Raw genomic sequence first — 21,083 nt, 5'->3', positions numbered from 1 at the left:
GCCTTGTTGCTAACTCCTTATATCCAAACAAATATACTTGTTTACAGAAGTGATTTACGGGATATCAGAACTTTTTTGTGCTGATAATAAGGGCTTTATTAAAATTAAAAAACCGCTAAAAAGCGGTTTTTTTGTTTATGAGTCTTTGACAAGTTCAGACTAGCGTATCTATTTATTTTCCGGGAAACTCTGCTTTTCGTTTTTCTAAAAATGCTGAAGTTCCTTCTTTAAAATCTTCAGTACCAAAAGAAGCACCAAAACCTTCAATCTCTACATCGTAACCGTTAACACCCGCTTTAAAACCTGCGTTAACTGCTGTTATTGCTGTAGCAATCGCAACGCCGGAGTTATCTAAAATCTTAGCCGCTAATTTTTCTGCGTGAGACATTAACTCTTCTTGCATTGTTACGTGATTCACAAGACCATATTGTAATGCTTGATCTGCATTAATCATACTGGCAGTCATAATCATTTCAAAAGCGCGGCCTTTACCTACTAACTGCGGTAAACGCTGTGTGCCCCCATAACCTGGTATTAAACCCAGCGAAGTTTCGGGCAGACCCATTCGTGCATTATCACTGGCGATACGTATGTGAGCCGCCATTGCTAATTCTAGACCGCCACCTAATGCAAAACCGTTAATTGCAGCAACTACCGGTGTACTTAGGTTTTCGATAAAGTCAAATAATAATTTCTGACCTTTACGTGCTAAAAGAGCGCCTTGCTCTTCTTCAAAATCTGAAAACTCACTAATATCTGCGCCGGCAACAAATGCTTTTTCTCCGCTTCCGGTTAAGATGATTACTCCAATATTAGGATCGCTATCAGCTTCTGCAAACGCGTCGTGCAATTCCTGAATGGTTTCTTTATTAAGTGCGTTTAGTTTTTTTGGTCTGTTTATGGTTATGATAGCCAATTGATCATCGACTTCATAAATAAGATTTTCAAAATTCATGATTATACTATTTAGTTTTTAGACAATTGCCTGCGGAAAAGACACTTTAAAAACAGTTCCTCGTTCCGATTTAGAAGTAAAGGTAATGGTTCCGTTATAGGTTTCCACGATATTTTTAACCATCGCCAGTCCTAGTCCCATTCCACTTGATTTTGTGGTGAATTTAGGTTCAAAAACTTTTTCTGCAAGATCTTCTGAAATACCATGACCATTATCGCAAACCAAAATACATACCATACCGTCTTCCCGCTTTACCTCAACCCGTATTTTAGGATCTGGAGTATCTTCGGTCGCCTGAGTAGCATTTTTAACAAGATTTGTAATCACCCGAATCAACTGGGTACGGTCAAATTTTGCGGTAATCTCTTCCTCTTCCGAAACAAAAGTCAAATAAGGTTCTGTAAAAATATCGAGCGCGAGCTTAGTTACAAAAACCACATTCAACGTTTCATTTTGCTGCGCAGGCATTTTAGCGAAGTTAGAAAAAGCCTCTGCTATAGAACTCATCGTGTCTATCTGCTGAATCAAGGTTTTGCTGTACTCATCTAACTTTTTGTGAATATCAGGATCTTCAGGATCAAATCTGCGTTGAAAACTTTGTACGGTTAAGCGCATAGGTGTCAACGGATTTTTAATCTCGTGTGCTACCTGTTTTGCCATCTCTCGCCAGGCTGCCTCCCGCTCGCTTTGTGCAAGTTGCGCTGCAGAGTTTTCGAGTTCGTCTATCATCCCGTTATAAGACTGCACGAGGTTGTTAATTTCTTCACTGGCATCGTCAATCTCAATACGCTGATTGCGCTTGTCAAGACGCGTCTCAATCATTTTATCACCTATGGTTTTTAAGCTACGTGTAATGTAACGCGATAGAAAATAGGATAATGCTGTAGCAATAAGCAGCATAAACAAATAGCCTTCTGCAAGTCTACGCAGAAACTCATCGAGCTCGCGGGTTATAAAATCATCATCCTGTATATAGGGTAGATTCATTATCGCAAGCGGCTTAAACTTATTGTCGTTGATGTAGGTGTATGACGAGGTATATTTTACACCGTCTATCTCTAATTGTTCGACCCAACGTTTTGTGGGAGAATTAGCTAAACCATCTAGAATTTTAGGTGTGAGCGCTGTTTCTAAGGTATCTGAAACAAAGCCGTCTTTAGATTTTAATAAAAGGTGTCCTTTTAGATCGTAGATATTAATAGGCAACTCGTGAACATCTGCAATGCGGTATATGTTCTGTTGCCATCTTAAAATATTAGGGAGGTTATTTGCGGTTATCTCATAAGAAGTCTGGTCCAAAACGTAATCTATCTCTGCTCTAATCTGATCTTCTTTGCGCAACAAGCGATCGCGGTGATATTCTTTTGCTTCCTCTTTGTATTGTACAACACTAATAATCCCAATGAGAATCGAAGCTCCCAGAATGAGGAAAACCATCCCAAAAAAGATGCGCAGGCGTAACGAAAGCTTGTTAAATTTCATGGGTTAGAAGGTATCAAAAATCGCGCCGTCAGGCGTTCGGGTTTTTTTCGCGTATGCTTTTATATAGTTTTATTCCTAGCATAAGAAGTATCGCAAGCGTTAATAGCCCTGCTAAACCCCAAATCCAGTTGGTTGCACTTTTTGTTATTACTAAAAATACTACGGCAAAGAGAATAAGTGTAGGACCCTCATTCCAGATGCGCATAAATTTTGTGGTATACTTAAAATTACCGGCTTGCAACTGCTTATAAATCTGATGATTTTTGAAATGATATGCATACAGTAAAACCACAAACCCCAGTTTAATTTGCATCCACGGAAGCTCTAAAAGTCCCGGGCTAATATGTAACATTCCAAATGCAAAAATACTTGCTAAAATCATCGAAGGCCAGGTAATAATCTTCCAAAGGCGCTTAGTCATTAAGGCAAGTTGATCACCTAAAATACTGCGGTCTGGCTCTTGTTTTTCTGAAGCTTCAATCTGATACATAAACAGGCGCGGCACGTAAAAAAGTCCCGCAAACCAGGTTACTATAAAAATAAGATGCAGGGATTTTAGGTAATTGTAGTATTCCATAGGGTAAAAATAAACCTAATATATCGTTGAATAAAAAAGGGGAGCATCAAAATAGCTATAAACTAAACTGAACCACCCCTCATTTTATTCAAAATTACTTCCCCATCATTTAAAGGAGAATGTTTTTAAAAACTAATCTTCCTGTATAAATAAATAATTTAATTGCATCGCATTGAAATCTGCGTTAAAGGCAGTCACCTCATCGCTTACAAGCTTATCAAACCTCGTTAACTGGGTGTTTATTTGCTGAGTAAGTTCATTTTTAACAGCGATATCCTGATCTGTAGGTGCAAAGTCTCCCATACTTACTAACGAATTTAAATGCGCCAGTTTATTTGTTAATCTAATCGGAAAATTTAAAGGATCCTGACCGCTTCGGTTTTTAGTTTGATACAAGGCTTTCTCAATCTCTTCAAGATCTTCACGCAGTTTTTTAGACTTGTCTCGTAAATCTTTAGTTGCTTCGTTATCTTTATACTGCTTCTCAAAAGCACTCAGCTGATCATTGATGTTGCGTATTTTCTTAATGCTTTGATGTGCGTGGTCTACCGTTTCATTCACATCAGTTATAAAATCAAATTGTGCCTGCATATCTGCTAAAGTTGATTCACTCCGCGGGTCGGCAACTACTTTGTACGGCGCACTATAATCTGTACCATTTACATTTAGTTTTACGGTGTAGTTTCCAGGAATTTGCTTGGGTCCTTCGGTACTTGCCCACCATAAGATCATACCATCAAGACGCTCTGCACCTTTGTAAGTCATATCCCAGTTAAATTGATTAGCTCCTTTTTCTACTTCAAGCTTATCTTTTTTATCCTTGTTGTTATACGATTTAATAGTATCATTTTTAGCGTCAAAATAGGTAAGCGTAATACTGTCTTTTTTTGCATCGTATTCCGGTAAATAAAAATAAGTCATTACTCCTGCAGGGTGATTTGTTCCCGAGTCGTTAGCATTTTTACGACTTCCGCCATCCATTCTATAAGTGTCTTTGGGCTTAAATAATTTTACAGCATCAGTTTTTGAAGAACTATTCAACTGGTGTAAAACACTCAAGTCATCAATGATATACAGACTTCTACCCTGTGTTGCCACAATGAGGTTATTGTCTTTTAGGGCTAAGTCTGTAATAGGAACTATAGGCAAGTTTAATTGAAAGGGTTTCCAGTTTGCGCCTGCATCAAATGAAATATACATTCCGGTTTCGGTACCGGCGTATAATAATCCTTTCTGCTTAGGATCTTCTCTAACTACACGTGTAAAGTGTTCGCCAGCAATGCCGTTTGTAATTTTTTTCCAGGTTTTTCCGTAGTCTGTGGTTTTGTATAAATACGGAGCAAAATCTCCGGTCTTGTATTTAGTACCTGCGATGTAGCACGTGCCTTCTTCAAAATAGCTTGGTTCAATACTGTTTATCATCATCCACTCTGGCATTCCTCTAGGCGTGACATTCTCCCAATTTGCACCGCCGTCACGACTTACGTGAACTAAACCATCATCACTACCGGTCCATAAGAGGCCCTCTTTTATAGGGCTTTCATTAGCGGCAAAAATGGTACAATAGTATTCTACCGAAGTGTTATCCTGCGTAATTGGTCCGCCCGAAGATTTCTGTTTTGATTTATCATCTGTAGTTAAATCTGGGCTAATAACTTCCCAGCTTTGACCTTCGTTTGTGGTCTTATGCACTCTGTTGCTATACGTATATAAAACATCTGGATTGTGACGCGAAAACATAATCGGGAAATTCCACTGAAAACGGTATTTCATATCTTCTGCACCGTGCCCCATCGGGTTATCTGGCCAAACCGAAACAGAGCGTACACTGTTATTTTTATGATTTACACGAGTTAGAAACCCATCATAACTACCACCATAAACAATATCAGCATCTTCAGGATCTACTGCAATGTGTGCAGATTCTCCTCCTGCAGTCTCATCCCAATCGTCTTCTCCTATACTATAACCATCTGTTCGGTGCGGGATACGTACCGTAGAGTTGTCTTGCTGCGCCGCATAAATATGATATGGAAACTGATTGTCTGTCGTAACTCTATAAAATTGTGCGGTAGGTTGATTGTGATAGGTACTCCAGGTTTCACCGCCATCATAAGTTACCTGAGCGCCACCATCATCACCCATAATCATACGTGTAGGATCTTCTGGGGCGATCCATAAATCGTGATGATCGCCATGCGGTGCATTATTGCTTTCAAATGATTTACCACCATCTGTACTTTTGTGATAACTCACATTAAGTACATACACCACATCCTCATCCTGAGTATCTGCATATACTTTTGTGTAATACCAGGCACGCTGTCTAATATTGCGATCGTCGTTAATCATAGACCAGTTTTCACCACCGTCTTCACTACGATACAAACCCCCTTTTTCTTTATTTTCTACAATAGCAAAAACCCGTTCAGAATTTACCGGAGAAACTGCAACTCCTATAATCCCTAAAGTATCTGTGGGAAAGCCTTTATTTGCTGATATTTCTTTCCAGGTAGAACCACTGTCTGTACTTTTCCAAAGGGCAGATCCCGCACCTCCACTGGTAAAATCGTAGGGTGTTCTGCGCGCATGCCAGGTTGAAGCATATAAAATACGCGGATTATTAGGATCGAAAGTTAAATCAATTGCTCCCGAGTCTTCATTTGCAAAAAGAACTTTAGCCCAGTTTGCGCCGCCATCTGTAGATTTATAAACACCGCGTTCTTGAGTAGGTTTATAAATATCTCCCAAGACAGCAGCATACACGACATCTGGGTTAGTAGGGTGAATACGTATTTTTGAAATATGCCTGCTTTTTGGTAACCCAGCTTGTTGCCAGGTTTTACCGGCATCTGTAGTCTTCCACATTCCGTAGCCCGAAGAAACGTTTCCGCGTAGCGTATTTTCTCCTCCACCTACATAAATAATATTAGGATCACTGGGAGCAACTTCTACAGCGCCAATACTTCCGCCAAAAAAACCATCTGAAATATTATCCCAGCTACGACCGCCGTCTTTTGTACGCCACACTCCGCCACCTGTTGCGCCAAAATAAAATAAATTAGGCTTACCAGGAACACCGGTGACAGCCGCACTGCGCCCACCTCTAAAAGGACCTATAAGTCTATATTCTAAAGCATCGTAAAGTGATTCATCTATATCTTGAGCCTGTGTAGCAAAGGTTGAAATAAAGAGTGTTAGGCAAAAAGCCCTGAGTAAAAGTGATCGCATATTTTTAAAACTTAGTTTGTAGCTAACTAAAATACGCAATCGCATCAATACATGCGAGAAGCCCTACAATTTTGTACGTGTTTCTCGCCACAGAAAGTAAGCGGTGACGATTGTAGATAGCACGTCTGCTATGGGAAACGAGATCCACACGCCCAATTCTCCAAAATAATTAGGCAAGATGAGTACCAGCGGAATAAAGAAAAAACCCTGCCTGGTTAACGTAAGTAAGAGTGCAGGAATCGCTTTACCTATCGCCTGATAGTAAGCCGAACCTATTAACTGAATGCCTATTACCGGCACAGCCGCGAAAACCCAACGCATAGCATTAGGTGTATCTCTTAAAACAGCAGCATCTTGTGTAAAGACCGAAACGATAGCTTCGGGAAAAATCATAATTAGCGCAAAAATTAAAAGTGCAACACCACAAGCGTACGTTATTGCGAGCTTTATACTTTCGCGTACGCGGTTATAATTTTTTGCTCCAAAGTTATACCCGGCAATAGGTAGAAATCCCTGAGTTACCCCAAGCACAGGAAACAAAGCAAACATAAGCATACGACCTATTATTCCATAGACTGTAACAGATGCTTCGCCGCCAAGGTCAAACAGAATATTATTCATCAACAAATAGGTAACACTTACCACTGCCTGTCTCGCTAGTGTCACAAAACCTAAAGCAGACATCTCCTTAAGTATAGGCCAGTCGAGGCCAAAATGGCTGATATCTATTTTTAATTCTGAATGGTTACTTAAAAAATACCAGACAATGTATAAAAAGCAGCAGATATAAGAAGCTGTCGTTGCCCAGGCTGCACCAGCCATCCCCATATCTAGCATGTTGATTAAAATATAATCGAGGATTAGATTCCCCAATGAAGGGATAATCATTGCAATCATAGCAAATTTGGGCTTCCCCTCTGCTCTAATAACGTTGTTGCCCATCATCGAAAGCGCCAATACCGGAACGCCATAAAGAACAATACGATAATACACTTTAGCCGGCTCAAAGATTTCTCCTTTACCCCCAAAAGCGGGGATAAGTTCGTTTATAAAAACCAACCCCAAAACAACCATTCCTACAGTGAGCAACACGGTTACGGTAATTTGGTTTCCGAAGGTTTTAAATGCTTTAGCTTTATTGTTTGCTCCTAACGCTCTTGAGATAATTGAAGAGCCGCCTATCCCTATTGCCATTCCTAAAGCGGCTATAAAGAACGAGACCGGAAGAACAACATTAATAGCGGCAATTGCGATACTACCTATCCAGTTACCCACAAAAATGGTGTCAACCAGGATATTAAGCGACATTACCAGAATACCTATTGAAGCCGGTAATGCTTGTTTTATAAGCAAGGTACTTATGGGTTCTGTACCTAAAACTTCAGATCTGTTTGGCTTTAACAAAAACGTATGTATTTAAATGAAAATTCCCCCAATTAAGAATTGAGGGAATTAAATTATGCTATTGCTTTAGAGGGTTCTACGAGTGCCCAGTCATTTATCCAGGTAGCTACTACATGCGCCCAGTCGTCACGATCATTTAAACAAGGTATGGTTGTGAATTCTTTACCACCCATCTCGTGAAAAATCTCTTCCCCTTCCATCGCGATTTCTTCTAAAGTCTCTAAACAGTCACTTACAAATGCCGGTGTAACAATTGCCATTTTCTTTAAACCTTCTTTACCAAAACGTTCTATCGTGCGGTCTGTATACGGCTGTAACCACGGGTCAAACCCTAAACGCGATTGAAACGAGGTAAAATAGGTTCCTTCTTTTAAGTTGAGTTTTTCGGCTACCTGACGTGTGGTCTCATAACATTGATGGCGGTAGCAAAATTGATGTGCCGCAGATGGCGTTTTACAGCAAGAACCATCTATTTTACAATGACTTTTAGTAACGTCGTTTTTACGTATGTGTCGCTCAGGAACCCCATGATAACTAAAAACAAGCATCTCATAATCGAGATCTGTAATTTTTTCTTCTATGCTACGCGAAAGCACTTCAATATATTCGGGTTTGTTATAAAACGCCGGAATATCAGAAAATCGCATGTTTGGAAAATGCGCTGCGCGCAATTCTTCAGCTAATACTAAAATAGTTTCTGTAGTCGCCATCGCAAACTGTGGATATAATGGCAGTATTAATACCTCATCAACACCCTGATCATTGAGTTCCTGTAATCCCTGCATCATAGACGGGCTTCCGTAGCGCATAGCTAATACAACAGGCACGTCAACTTTATCAGCGACTTTCTCCTGAAGCATTTCACTTAAAACGATGAGCGGAGACCCTTTTTCCCACCAGATTTTAGAATAGGCTTCAGCAGATTTTTTAGGACGTGTATTTAGGATAATCCCTTTCACTAGAAGGGTGCGTGCCCACAAGGGAAAATCAATCACGCGTTCATCCATCAAAAATTGCCCAAGGTACTTTTTTACATCTTTAGGGTCTGTGCTATCTGGTGATCCCAGATTAACCATAAGTACTCCTTTTTTCATTTTCTTTTTTTTGATTTACAAAACTACGACTTATCCACTTTTTAAAACCAAAAAGCTATAAGGGTTGTTAGGTGGTGTATTGATGTTTTCTATTGGTTAGAATAACTAATTAACCATTTCATTACATCTTCTAAATGCTGTCTAAATTGAGGTTCTGTGTATGATTCGTCAGTATGACCTCCTCCCGTGTAATACATTTCACCTTCCCCTACCTTATGAAACCAGGCATGCGGGTGGTACTCCCCATTTTTACCGCCTTTGTAAGAAGACTCGTCAAGTGTTAGCGTTACATGAACATTTGGATTCAGGTTTTTAAAATTGTACCACTCATCTACCCGCTCAAAAGACTCCGGAAATGCTTTAACCGTCTTATGATTCTCTATTTTTTTTATACGGGCTTTTTGAGTTTCAGGATGGCTTAAAAAATAGCCTCCTATAAATTTCCCGTACCAGGGCCAGTCATATTCGGTATCAGATGCTGCATGAATACCAAAGAATTTTCCCCCGGTTTCCATATAATTCTGAAAAGCTACCTGTTGTTCTTCTCCCAGAATATCTCCGGTTGTGCTTAGAAAAACTATTAAATCAAAGTTTTTTAAATTTTCAGAATTAAATATTAATGAATCTTCAGAGTGCTGAACTGCCCAGTGATTTTCTGAAGCTATTTCTTTTAATGCAGTAACTCCGGGTTCTATCGAAGCGTGTCTAAAACCGTTGGTTTTTGTAAAAACCAGCACATTTTTTTTGGTCAGAAAAACACCACTTTTAGTCGAATTACAACTTAAAATCAATGAGGAAAGGAAAACTAGCAATAAAAGATTTTTCATAAAATTAGTTTAGAGATTGAATGTATTTTTTAGGCGTTGTACCGTATTGTTTTTTAAAGGCTGCTATAAAATGACTGGCGGTACTGTACCCTATTTTTAAACCTACTTCGTTTACATTATGCGAACCGGAAGCAAGTAATTGCCGAGCGACTTCCATCTTGTAATCAAACAAAAAGCTGTAAACCGAGTCGCCATAGATTTGTTTAAAACCTTCCTTAAGTTTATTAATACTTAAGTTAATTTCATCTGCAAGTTCTTGTAGGGAGGGTGGCTCTGCCATACGCGCGATGATAATATCTTTTGCACGTTTTATTTTTGCGACATTATCTTCATCAACCAAAAACGGACATTGTTCTGTATCTGCTTCTGAAGGCCGATTAAAATACAGGCTTAGTAGCTCATACGCCTTCCCTTTAAAATATAAAGCCTTGATTGAAGGGTGCAAATTGTAATTCATTAACTGATTTAAAACTATCGCCATAGATGGCGAGATATTTCCATCTTTATAGTATTTACGATCTCGGTTTTCATCACTTAAAAAGGTGATAAAATCTGCTTCGCGAGAAAAAAGAGAATGAAATTTTTTAATTGATATAAAAACCGAAATCACCCAGCTGTCTGGGGTAATCTCAAGATTTATGGGTAAATCCCGCTGCGGATTGTACAACAATAAAGAGTGCTCTTCTCCTAACGGAAGTTTATAATTACCTTCATTAAATTGAAAAACGGAAGAACCTTTTGCACAAAAGTGAAATTGGATATAACTGCTATCAACCTCGCGGGTTATTAATTGGTTTTCAGGAGTATCATTATTAAATTTTAAAATAAAAAAACCATCTTCAATATTGGTCTCACTATACAAACCTAGAGCGTTATTTTTTAAAGCTTCCATATTCTAAAAAAGGAGTTTTATTTAGATTTATTCTAAACAAAAGGGAAATCTTAGGTTTAGATTACTTCACTAAATTAGGGCATTTTGAGCATTTTATACTTAAAAACTACTTTTTATTCGGGTATCGTTAAAAATGATACGTCTAGCGTTATTTTTTAAACAAGCTGCGGAATACTTTTGCCAGCGATATTATGAATACAAACGGCAAACGACATTTTTATCCGGCTTATCCCGGTGATTTTTTCGCCATTGGCTTAAGCTATTTAAAAGCAGATGCTGAGACGCGCGGTCATTTTAGTGTAGATACGGCAGTACAAGAACGCATTTTAGAACGTGCCCGTGAAGAAGGCATAGAAGGTCTAAGTATTATTTCTACGTGCAACCGCACTGAACTATATGGCTTTGCTCAAGAACCGCTAGATCTTGTAAAATTACTTTGTGAACATACGCAGGGAACGATTCAGGAATTTGAAAAGGTTTCTTATTCTTATAAAAACGAAGAAGCGGTAGATCATCTTTTTAAAGTGGGTACCGGTTTAGACAGTCAGATATTAGGTGATTTTGAAATCATCAGTCAGTTAAAAAATGGTTTTCGCAGAGCAAAAAAGTTAAAACTGGTTAATCCGTTTATGGAGCGTTTAGTAAACTCTGTAATACAAGCCAGTAAGCGTATAAAAAACGAAACCAACATTTCTAGTGGTGCAACATCGGTAAGTTTTGCTTCGGTACAATATATTTTATCTCGTGTTCCTTTTATTTCAGAAAAGAATATTTTGCTATTTGGTACGGGTAAAATAGGGCGTAATACCTGTGAAAATCTCGTAAAGCATACGCGCAATGAAAACATTACGCTTATAAACCGCACCAAAGACAAAGCCGAAAAAATAGCAGGAAAATTTAACCTTATTGTTAAAGATTATGCAGATATACAATCTGAAATTGCTACAGCTGATGTTCTAATTGTCGCTACAGGAGCACAAAAGCCTACGATTTCTAAAGAGCTTTTGTATATTAAAAAACCTTTGCTTATACTTGATTTAAGCATTCCTAAAAATGTGCATGAAAATGTTGAAGAGGTTGAAGGCGTTACATTAGTGCATCTTGACCAACTTTCAAAAATAACAAACGACACCTTAAATCGTCGTAAAAAGCAGTTGCCGCAGGCAATAGCAATTAATAAAGAAATACAAGACGAATTTTACGAGTGGCTGACTACACGCCAGTTTGCGCCTACTATTAAAGCGCTTAAGATGAAACTTGCCCATATGAAAGATGGTGAGATTGACAATCAACGTCGTAAAATTGCAAACTTTAATGAAGAACAAGCTGAAATTATCAGCGAGCGCATTATTCAAAAAATTACTACTCAGTTTGCTAAACACTTAAAAACCGAAGATATTTCACACACCGAGAGTTTGGAATTAATTCAAAAAGTGTTCAAACTTCAAAATCACTAAGTTTTGGCAAAAACCATACGCATAGGTACCCGCGACAGCGAATTAGCGCTCTGGCAGGCACATACTGTACAGCATAAATTAGAAAATCTAGGCTATAAAACCGAACTCGTATCGGTTAAATCTACCGGCGATCTTATTCTAGACAAACCGCTGTATGAATTAGGTATTACCGGTATTTTTACAAAAACTCTTGATGTTGCAATGATCAATGGTACCGTAGACATTGCGGTTCACTCTATGAAAGATGTGCCTACACAATTGCCTAAAGGAATTATTCAGGGAGCTGTTTTAGAACGCGCTGCGAGTGAAGATATTTTTGTTTTTAAAGACGGAAAGAATTCTGCAGATTTTGATGCTAATGCTACTATTGCAACCGGCAGTTTACGACGTAAAGCCCAGTGGTTAAATAAATACCCACATCATCAGGTCGTTGATTTACGCGGAAACGTAAATACCCGACTTCAAAAAGTTGCTGACAGCGATTGGGTAGGTGCTGTTTTTGCAAAAGCAGGTTTAGAGCGCATAAACTTAAAGCCTGATAATCACATCGTGCTCGACTGGATGTTACCGGCACCGGCACAAGGCGCAATGGTTATTACAGTAATGCAAAACGACTCGTATTGCAAAGAAGCCTGCGCACAACTTAATCATAAAGATTCTGAATTAGCAACTCATGTAGAACGTGAGTTTTTAAGAACTTTAGAAGGCGGCTGTACAGCACCTATTGGCGCCTTTGCAGAAATTAAAGAAGAGCGTATTCATTTTAAAGGAGTTTTATTTAGCTTAGACGGCACTCAAAAAATGGATATTGAAGAAAGCGTTCCGGTTTCTGAATGTCAAAACTTTGGAACTCTTTGCGCACTCAAAATACTTGAAAGTGGTGGTCGCGAGTTGATGGAGTCCATTAAAAAAGAGTTGTAACGCCCCTACTCTAATGAAATCTATACTCTCCACAAAAAAATTAACCCCTTCTCAAAAGAATTTAATTCTGGGAGCTGGTTTTTCTGTGGTTGAATACGATGCTATACAAATTGAGTATGTAAATTTTGAACTTCCCGGTAATCTGGAGAACTTGATTTTTACGAGCAAAAATGCCGTAAATGCATTTTTGAATAAAATGGTTAAAGAACCCAATGAGTCCGCAGACATTAAAGGGCTCCTTTCTCTAAAGGCAGAACAGTTAGGTGTGCAAGATTACAAGTGCTTTTGCGTAGGTCCCAAAACCGAAGCTATACTTTTAGAAAATGACCTCAACGTAATAAATGCTGCAGATAATGCTCAGGATTTGGCAAATTTTATCGTGAATACCTATAAAAATGAGCGATTTATCTTCTTTTGCGGTGAAAGCAGAAGAGCAGAATTACCTCAAATTTTTAAAGAAAATAATGTTGATTTTGAAGAGATTGAAGTTTACAAAACCCGTTTAAATACAAAGAGCTTTAAACAGCATTTTGACGCTACACTCTTTTTTAGTCCAAGTGGTGTTCAGAGTTTTATAACTCAAAATACATTAGAAAATACGCTAGCCGTTTGCATAGGAGAAACCACTGCAACCGAAGCAAAAAAACATACAACAAACTATACCACTGCAAATGCAACTACTATTGAGAGTGTAATTGCAAGAGCAGTAAAAGCACTTAACTAATAACCACTCGAGCCCACTCGGGATGACTTAGAACTTATGATTAAGAACGACTTATTTTTAAAGGCATTAAAAGGTGAAACTGTTGAACGACCACCAGTATGGATGATGCGTCAGGCAGGAAGATATTTACCCGAATTTCAGGAAATTAAGGCCAAATATGATTTTTTCACCCGTTGTCAAACTCCAGAATTAGCCAGTGAAATTACTGTGCAGCCCATACGCCGTTATGGTATGGATGCTGCGATCTTATTCAGTGATATTTTAGTAATTCCGCAGGCAATGAATATTCACGTAGAGATGAAACCGGGTGTTGGGCCGTGGTTGCCAGATCCTATTCGGTCTCAAAAAGATCTGGATCGCGTGATTGTACCCGATATCAATGACACTCTGGGTTATGTTATGGATGCTATAAAAATGACTAAAGAAAAACTGAATGACGAAATTCCGTTAATTGGTTTTGCCGGTAGCCCATGGACAATCTTATGCTACTGTGTGCAGGGACAGGGCTCTAAAAATTTTGATATAGCAAAGGAGTTTTGTTTTACACAGCCGCTTGCTGCACACGAATTGCTGCAGAAAATTACAGATACTACCATTCTTTATTTAAAAGAAAAGGTAAAAGCAGGTGTTAATGCGGTTCAGGTTTTTGACAGTTGGGGCGGCATGCTATCTCCTGTAGATTATCAAGAATTTAGCTGGCAGTATATGCAACAAATCATAGATGCTTTGAAAGACGAGATTCCGGTAATCGCATTTGGTAAAGGCTGCTGGTTCGCACTGGGCGAAATGGCTAAAAGTGGCGCTTCGGCATTAGGAATAGATTGGACGTGTAGCGCACGTAATGCCCGTTATTTAACCGGAGGAAACATTACTTTACAAGGCAATTTTGATCCCACACGCCTGTTTTCGCCCCCGAGCGAAATAAAACGTATGGTTACCGAAATGATTGATGCTTTTGGCAAAGACAAATATATTGTTAATCTGGGCCACGGTATTTTACCGAATATTCCGCTAGAAAATGCAGGTGCATTTATTGAAGCTGTAAAAGAGTATAAAGCCGAACGATGAAAATCTGGGCGCGCTTAAAATCATTTGATGCCCATCAGCTTTTTAAGCTTGTCAAATTATTTATTACAAAGCCTTTTTATATCAAATTGACATTGCAGGCAACGCAACAGGCAGTACAGCTGGCAAATAGACACTACGGCAATACACATCATAAAAGCAATGCTGCAAATGCATTTAGACATGCATTATGGACAATCTTATTAGCAAAAGCTGTTTATGATAAGACCGGTAATGAAGTAACTGCAAAAAACTGGGCGCTAAAAGTTACTACAGCGCACGAAAATATCGCAGTTAATAAACCGCTAGAACGCGCGATGGATTTGCACAATAACAATGTAGGCATCTTATTGCTGGCAGAATTGATTAATAAAAAAGAAGACGAAATTGTACTTTTATTAAAGAAGAAAGCACAGGAAGCACAGCAAATCTGTGAGCCGGAAGAGGTGGTAAATTTGAAAAATCAGCTTGTATACATTTCTGAAGAATGATAAAATCTATAGTTAAAGGACTTGCCGATTACAAAGATTCTATAAGTTTAATTCATAAATTAAACCTCTGGAAATACTTTGCAATCCCTATGGTAATTAGCTTTGTTACCGCTCTATTAATAGGGATTACGGCGTGGGGACTTTCTGATACTATAGGTGGTTTTATATCTCGTTTATGGGTCTGGAGTTGGGGAGCAGAAACTGTAACAACAATTAGCAACATAATAGGAGCTTTAGTAATCATAGCCTTGGGGCTTATTCTCTACAAACATTTAATAATGGCATTCTCGGCTCCTTTTATGAGCCCTGTTTCTGAGAAAATAGAAGCCTATTTACAGCCCGGAATTCATCAACATCGAGATACTTCAAATGCAAGCCAACTTATACGCGGTATACGTATAAACCTGCGTAATCTAGGTTGGGAATTACTTATGACACTGCCCTTATTGCTGTTGAGCTTAATTCCTGTTGTAGGCTTCATTGCGACTTTGTTGCTATTTTTAATACAAGCCTATTACGCAGGTTTTGGTAATATGGATTATACGCTGGAACGGCATTTGCGCTACCGCGAAAGTATTTCTTTTGTGAAACAAAATCGAGGTTATGCAATAGGCAACGGTATTGTATTTATGCTTTTTCTTTTGATTCCGATCGTCGGAATACTTCTGGTTTTGCCCATCTCGGTTACAGCGGCAAGCAAAACAACGCTCACCCTTTTAGATCAAAAAAACCAATGACTGAAGAATCTCAATTTGAAATTGCATTATTAAATGCAGAAGATGCTAAAGCGCTACACCTTCTTTTAAAGGAAGATAATGACGCCTTTAAAGAATATTTCCCGATAACTTTAAGTGAGAATACTTCGCTTTCTGCTACTAAAAAATATATTGCGCTTAAAGAAAAGGAAGCAGCAAATAAAACTGATTTTACCTTTGCTATACATACAATTATACATCCAGAGATAGCAGGATTGGTCATCTTAAAAGATCTTGATTTTGAAAATAATGAAGCAGAATTAGCGTATTGTTTAAGTCCGCGGTTTCAAGGAAGAGGATGGATAACACAAGCAGTATCTCAAATTGTAGATTTTGCTTTTTTAAACCACCAGATTTCAAGCTTTAAAATCATCACCCACAAAACAAATACAAAGAGTATAGCAGTCGCAGAACACAGCGGCTTTGTATGGCACAGCACTCTTGAAAAAGAATTTAAACCAGAAGGTAAAGAAGCTCAGGATATGGAGCTTTATATTTTAAAAAAATAAGAATAAACAGTTACCCAATGAGAGAACAGTTTGTTAACTACATAAAGAATTTACAAGACACAATTACCTCAAAACTAGAAGCAATAGATGGTTCTGCAAGGTTTAAAGAAGATAATTGGGTTCGCAAAGAAGGTGGTGGCGGGCGTACGCGTGTGCTTGAGAATGGCGCTGTAATAGAAAAAGGAGGCGTCAATATTTCAGAAGTACATGGTGCCCTGGCTCCTGCTATGCAGAAGTATTTTAATGTAGGTGATTGTGATTTTTTTGCGTGTGGACTTAGTTTGGTTATTCACCCTAAGAACCCATATGCACCTACCGTGCATGCAAACTGGCGTTATTTTGAGATGTATGAAAAAGACGGTACGCTAGTTGACTCGTGGTTTGGTGGTGGGCAAGATTTGACACCGTATTATCTTTTTGAAGAGGATGCTTTTCATTTTCATCAGACTTGTAAAACAGCCTGTGATGCGCACGATCCAGATTTTTATAGTCATTACAAAGCCCGCTGTGATGAGTATTTTTACAACAGCCATCGTGGCGAAGCCCGTGGTATAGGTGGTTTATTTTTTGATTATTTAAAAGCTACTCCTGAACGCTCCATGCAAGACTGGTACAATTTTGTGACTGAAGTAGGTGATAGTTTCCTAGATGCTTACGCTCCTATTTTAGAAAAAGAAAAGCCTTGCCATACGGCGAAAAAGAGCGAGACTGGCAAGAAGTACGTCGCGGTCGCTATGTAGAATTTAACCTCGTACACGATAAAGGAACTCTTTTTGGTCTTAAAACAAATGGGAGAATAGAAAGTATATTAATGAGCCTTCCTCCTAATGTGCAATGGCGCTACGACCATCATCCCGAGCCGGGTAGTGAAGAAGCAAAACTGGTTGATGTATTAGAAAACCCGAAAGACTGGGTGTAATTGTAATACCGTTATTTCCAGATTGTAGCCTGTTTTGCACTTACATGCGTATCTTTTTTAAGGGCTTGAAAGCGTGCTTTTAGCAACAATTTTCTGCCTCTTAAATTTCGGGTAAAATACAAAGAACATTCTCCTAAATGCTGCGTCCAAAAATTATAGAAAACCAGTGCATCTTCCTTGCGCTGTGCAAAAACATCAGGAACTGTAAAATAGCTGGAGAACCCCAGTTGCTCTCGTAGCCAGTTTGCCTGAGCTAATATATATCTTGGGTTTTCTATGGGCAATATCACTTCCTGCAAATAGGATATAAACAGTTTTTCTTCTTTTGCGGTAGCACCTTTTAAATAGCAATTTATAACACCTGCATGAGGCTCCTCAATTTCTAAAACGATATTTTTAGGTGGTGTATGTATATGTTTTAGATTAATCATTGTACGTAACACAACTTTGGCGATTGCCTCAATATCTTTATCTATTCTTCCAAAATATAAATAAAGTTTTGATGCTTTAAAAAATTTCGGCATTAATGTAACCGCAAGTGCAGCTGCCACTACAACAATAAAATGAATGATTCCTTTAGAGATGAGAACGCGTAGGTAACTGATAAAAATCTCGGGTAACACAACAGTAAGTATTAGACCTATTTCTGCCAAAGCATACTTGAGCGTAGTATCATAAGCGATTTTCCGTTTGACTTTAAAAGGTTGATTATCATCAAAATTTAATTTCAGCTCATTAACCATAACAGCTCCTTCTTCAATAGCTTCACTCCAGCGAGATTTGACAAGATTGCGATTTGAAGCTAAATTTCTAAAATGCAAATTGAGATCTTCACTGTTATTAGAACCTACTTTTATATTTAAGCGATCACTGCCATTCTCTATAACCGGTACTCCAGTTAAGCTTACGCCGCAAAAAGCATCAAAACGTCTTTGCAGCAAATTGTAATCTGCTCCACCACTATCTGCGGTTGGATCAACACAGGCAAGATGCCAGATGTTTGCAACTTTATCGGGTTGATTTGGTGAAACCCGTATGGCTCGGCCCCGCATTTGATTAGACATTACAAAAGAGCCTACAAACGAAGCCAAAACCAGCGTATTTATTGCCGGGCAATCCCAGCCTTCTCCTAATAGCGATTTTGTACCTATTAATATTTTTATAAAACCAGTTTCAAATAAGTGTGTTATCGCCCCTATTAACAAGGTTTTTGAAGTTGCATTGGGTTTAATAATTAAAAATGATGATGCAGGGATTTGCTCCCAGGTAATTGCATCTGCAGGGAGGTGTTTTCTTAATTCATCAATCGTACTACTGTGTAAAATAATTAATGAGCCGGTGAGTACTCCCAGATACTGTTCTTTAATTCCATTAAAGCGTAAATGCTGAAATATAGGAATTACACCTAATTTATTAATAGTATGCAATTGATTCTGCCGAATATCAACAAATTCTTTTCTTATATAATCTGAAAGAATGACTTGCCGTAGCGAGTCGCCCATATTCTTAGCCTCCAGATTTGTAATCTCAAGAATGCTATTCAGTTTTGTTACACTTTGTGATAAAGATTTATAAAATCGCTGATCTCCTATAAGATTTAAACGCTTTTGATCGAGTACTCCTATACGTCTGAGTTCTTTTTCAATGGGATAAAGAACCGCCGCATCTTCACCATACGCATCTTTAAAATCAACCAGATAATACTGCAAAAGTACCTCTACCCACTCATAAGAAAAGCTTGGGATGTGCTTCTGTTCCTCTTCGGTTAAACCCAAAATTTCGAGTTTTTCTCTGGTGATTAATTCTTTAGAAGCATTTAGAAAGATAAGCAGTGCTGAATAGAGCTTAGGCGCCTCATAAATCTGCGGCAGCACAGCTTCTGTTTCCTTATAAAACGGATGGGTTTTAACTAACTCAATAAATTTAATATTACCAGTAAGTGCCGTTACAAAATGGTAAATCTGTTCTCTAAAATCAAGAATATCATTTATACGCTCTATACTGGGTTTTGAAAAATGAATATAATCCTGGTGAGGACATAAATTCTGTTCTTTTACTAGTTCAGGAACTGTGATTTCTGCATCTACAGCACCGCAAAGTTCAAAATAATTACGTAATTCTCTGGGTGAACTGTCATAAGGCGGTGTAGCTGTAAGGGCGATATAAATACAGTTTTCTAATCTTTTTAGTTCAAAAAGCGGCAGCCACCACTCATTTTTTAGATGATGTGCCTCATCTAAAACAATATTTTTAATCCCTGCATTTCTAAAAAAATCAAGTAATTTTTCTGAAGAAGAATTCATCTCATTCTTAAAAAAAGCATGTAGCGATTGATATGTAGAAAATGTAATATCTGCAGGCTTCTTTAAATTATAACCACAATTTACATCCTTACTGTTTTTTAGAAAACAATCCCCAAGACGATCATTCCATTGATTTCTAATGGTAAGCGTAGGTGTAAAAACCAGTGTTTTTTTATTTACCCGTCTTATCATTTCGAGACCTAAAACCGTTTTGCCAGATCCTGGCGGCGCAATTACATGCAAATGCTCGTCTTCTATATGCTTATCAAAATCCTTAAGAAATTTATCTTGATACGACCTCCACGGAAATATGAATTTGAGATGTTCAGTTAGAGTAAAATCAGGCGCTAAGCTCAAAATATAATGGTAAATTTGCCTGTAAAATACAGAATAATATGTTTCCATTAAGAAGAAATCGCAGATTACGTACTTCAGAAGCTATGCGCGCTTTAGTACGTGAAACTATCATATCGCCTAATGACTTTATTCTACCTGTTTTTGTGGTAGAAGGAAAAGGGGTTAAAGATGAAATTGCATCAATGCCGGGTTATTATCGCCTGAGTCTTGACAATCTTAAAAAAGAAGCTAAAGAAGTATGGTCGCTGGGTATTAAAAGCGTGTTACTTTTTGTAAAAGTAGATGATAAACTGAAAGACAATAAAGGTACTGAAGCACTAAATCCTGACGGACTTATGCAACGAGCTATAAAAGCTGTTAAAGATGCAGTGCCGGGTATGGTTGTTATGACCGATGTCGCCTTAGATCCTTTCTCGTCTTTTGGGCACGATGGTATCGTAGCGGGAGGTAAAGTACTTAATGATGATTCTAGTGCTATTTTAGCTGAGATGGCACTTTCACACGCTAATGCCGGTGCAGACATGGTTGCTCCTAGTGATATGATGGACGGTCGTATTTTTGAAATGCGTACCCTGCTTGAAGATGAAGGGCACCACGACGTAGGTATTATGAGTTACTCAGCAAAATATGCTTCTGCTTTTTACGGTCCGTTTCGGGATGCTCTAGACAGTGCTCCTGTTGATCTTAAGGATGTTCCAAAAGATAAAAAGACCTATCAGATGGATTATGCAAACCGCGATGAGGCCATTAAAGAAACACTCATGGATATTGAAGAAGGTGCAGATATTGTTATGGTAAAACCAGGTCTTTGCTACCTTGATATTGTACGCGACATTAAAAATGAGGTTAATGTACCGGTAGCTGTATATCAGGTAAGTGGTGAATATGCTATGATAAAAGCGGCATCAGAGCGCGGCTGGTTAGATCACGACGCTGTGGTTCTTGAACAAACATATGCAATTAAACGCGCAGGTGCAGATCTAATTGCCAGTTATTTTGCTAAGGATGTAGTGAAGTTAATTTCATAACCGATCATTAATATTAGAAAATTTAGAAGAGGCTCGTTGAGCCTCTTTTTTTTCCAAATAGTTTCGAGTTTAACCTAAGCTTTTCTTAACCT

At 38.4% G+C, this 21,083-nt stretch carries 17 protein-coding genes and 1 pseudogene; 9 read left to right on the top strand and 9 right to left on the bottom strand.

The window, feature by feature from the left end; genetic code table 11:
* Positions 1 to 172: 172 nt before the first annotated feature.
* From P164_RS15150 to P164_RS15115, 8 genes are all read right to left on the bottom strand, one after another.
* A complete protein-coding gene (locus tag P164_RS15150; protein ID WP_028377178.1) occupies positions 173 to 955 on the bottom strand; it encodes an enoyl-CoA hydratase/isomerase family protein in 783 nt (260 codons plus the stop codon).
* Positions 956 to 973: 18 nt separating this feature from the next.
* A complete protein-coding gene (locus tag P164_RS15145) occupies positions 974 to 2,437 on the bottom strand; it encodes a sensor histidine kinase (protein ID WP_028377177.1) in 1,464 nt (487 codons plus the stop codon).
* Between the two features lie 28 nt (positions 2,438 to 2,465).
* Positions 2,466 to 3,014, bottom strand: a complete 549-nt coding sequence (locus P164_RS15140) for a CopD family protein (protein ID WP_028377176.1) — start codon at positions 3,012 to 3,014, stop codon at positions 2,466 to 2,468.
* A 132-nt stretch (positions 3,015 to 3,146) separates the two neighbouring features.
* Positions 3,147 to 6,245, bottom strand: coding sequence for a WD40/YVTN/BNR-like repeat-containing protein (locus P164_RS15135; RefSeq protein WP_028377175.1), 3,099 nt, complete (start codon positions 6,243 to 6,245; stop codon positions 3,147 to 3,149).
* A 63-nt stretch (positions 6,246 to 6,308) separates the two neighbouring features.
* Positions 6,309 to 7,649, bottom strand: a complete 1,341-nt coding sequence (locus P164_RS15130) for an MATE family efflux transporter (protein WP_028377174.1) — start codon at positions 7,647 to 7,649, stop codon at positions 6,309 to 6,311.
* A gap of 53 nt (positions 7,650 to 7,702) precedes the next feature.
* A complete protein-coding gene (gene hemH / locus P164_RS15125; RefSeq protein WP_028377173.1) occupies positions 7,703 to 8,743 on the bottom strand; it encodes a ferrochelatase in 1,041 nt (346 codons plus the stop codon).
* Between the two features lie 89 nt (positions 8,744 to 8,832).
* The gene (locus P164_RS15120; protein WP_028377172.1) at positions 8,833 to 9,570 is read right to left on the bottom strand and encodes a ThuA domain-containing protein; all 738 of its coding nucleotides are present in this window, start codon (positions 9,568 to 9,570) and stop codon (positions 8,833 to 8,835) included.
* A gap of 4 nt (positions 9,571 to 9,574) precedes the next feature.
* Entirely contained in the window at positions 9,575 to 10,462 is an 888-nt protein-coding gene (locus P164_RS15115; protein WP_028377171.1) for a helix-turn-helix domain-containing protein, read from the bottom strand.
* Between the two features lie 191 nt (positions 10,463 to 10,653).
* On the opposite strand from P164_RS15115, the gene hemA reads away from it, so the two are divergent.
* The 8 genes and pseudogenes from hemA to hemF all read left to right on the top strand — a co-directional run bounded on the left by hemA (position 10,654) and on the right by hemF (position 17,303).
* Positions 10,654 to 11,919: a glutamyl-tRNA reductase gene (gene hemA, locus P164_RS15110; RefSeq protein ID WP_028377170.1), complete on the top strand. Its 1,266-nt coding sequence runs from the start codon at positions 10,654 to 10,656 to the stop codon at positions 11,917 to 11,919.
* 3 nt (positions 11,920 to 11,922) lie between these two features.
* The gene (gene hemC, locus P164_RS15105) at positions 11,923 to 12,840 is read left to right on the top strand and encodes a hydroxymethylbilane synthase (protein ID WP_028377169.1); all 918 of its coding nucleotides are present in this window, start codon (positions 11,923 to 11,925) and stop codon (positions 12,838 to 12,840) included.
* Positions 12,841 to 12,853: 13 nt separating this feature from the next.
* A complete protein-coding gene (locus P164_RS15100; RefSeq protein ID WP_028377168.1) occupies positions 12,854 to 13,564 on the top strand; it encodes a uroporphyrinogen-III synthase in 711 nt (236 codons plus the stop codon).
* Positions 13,565 to 13,600: 36 nt separating this feature from the next.
* Positions 13,601 to 14,632, top strand: coding sequence for a uroporphyrinogen decarboxylase (gene hemE / locus P164_RS15095; protein WP_028377167.1), 1,032 nt, complete (start codon positions 13,601 to 13,603; stop codon positions 14,630 to 14,632).
* On the top strand, positions 14,629 to 15,120 hold the full coding sequence (locus P164_RS15090; RefSeq protein WP_028377166.1) for a DUF6973 domain-containing protein: 492 nt from the start codon (positions 14,629 to 14,631) through the stop codon (positions 15,118 to 15,120). The genes hemE and P164_RS15090 overlap by 4 nt, the downstream gene beginning before the upstream one ends.
* The gene (locus P164_RS15085) at positions 15,117 to 15,857 is read left to right on the top strand and encodes an EI24 domain-containing protein (RefSeq protein WP_028377165.1); all 741 of its coding nucleotides are present in this window, start codon (positions 15,117 to 15,119) and stop codon (positions 15,855 to 15,857) included. Before P164_RS15090 ends, P164_RS15085 begins: the two co-directional genes overlap by 4 nt.
* Positions 15,854 to 16,384 carry a GNAT family N-acetyltransferase gene (locus tag P164_RS15080; protein WP_028377164.1) on the top strand — a complete coding sequence of 177 codons (531 nt, stop codon included), beginning with the start codon at positions 15,854 to 15,856 and terminating at the stop codon, positions 16,382 to 16,384. The genes P164_RS15085 and P164_RS15080 overlap by 4 nt, the downstream gene beginning before the upstream one ends.
* A 17-nt stretch (positions 16,385 to 16,401) precedes the next feature.
* A pseudogene (gene hemF, locus P164_RS15075) lies at positions 16,402 to 17,303 on the top strand (oxygen-dependent coproporphyrinogen oxidase).
* A gap of 11 nt (positions 17,304 to 17,314) precedes the next feature.
* Here hemF and P164_RS15070 read toward each other — a convergent pair.
* Complete coding sequence (locus P164_RS15070) at positions 17,315 to 19,963, bottom strand: DEAD/DEAH box helicase family protein (RefSeq protein ID WP_051621371.1); 2,649 nt, start codon at positions 19,961 to 19,963, stop codon at positions 17,315 to 17,317.
* A 38-nt stretch (positions 19,964 to 20,001) separates the two neighbouring features.
* Between P164_RS15070 and hemB the strand changes: the two genes are divergently transcribed.
* A complete protein-coding gene (gene hemB, locus P164_RS15065) occupies positions 20,002 to 20,991 on the top strand; it encodes a porphobilinogen synthase (protein ID WP_028377162.1) in 990 nt (329 codons plus the stop codon).
* The last annotated feature ends 92 nt before the right edge of the window (positions 20,992 to 21,083 follow it).

Origin of the sequence: Leeuwenhoekiella sp. MAR_2009_132, assembly GCF_000687915.1 — a bacterium.
Taxonomy (GTDB): domain Bacteria; phylum Bacteroidota; class Bacteroidia; order Flavobacteriales; family Flavobacteriaceae; genus Leeuwenhoekiella.
This window is presented reverse-complemented; position numbering and strand designations above follow the sequence as displayed.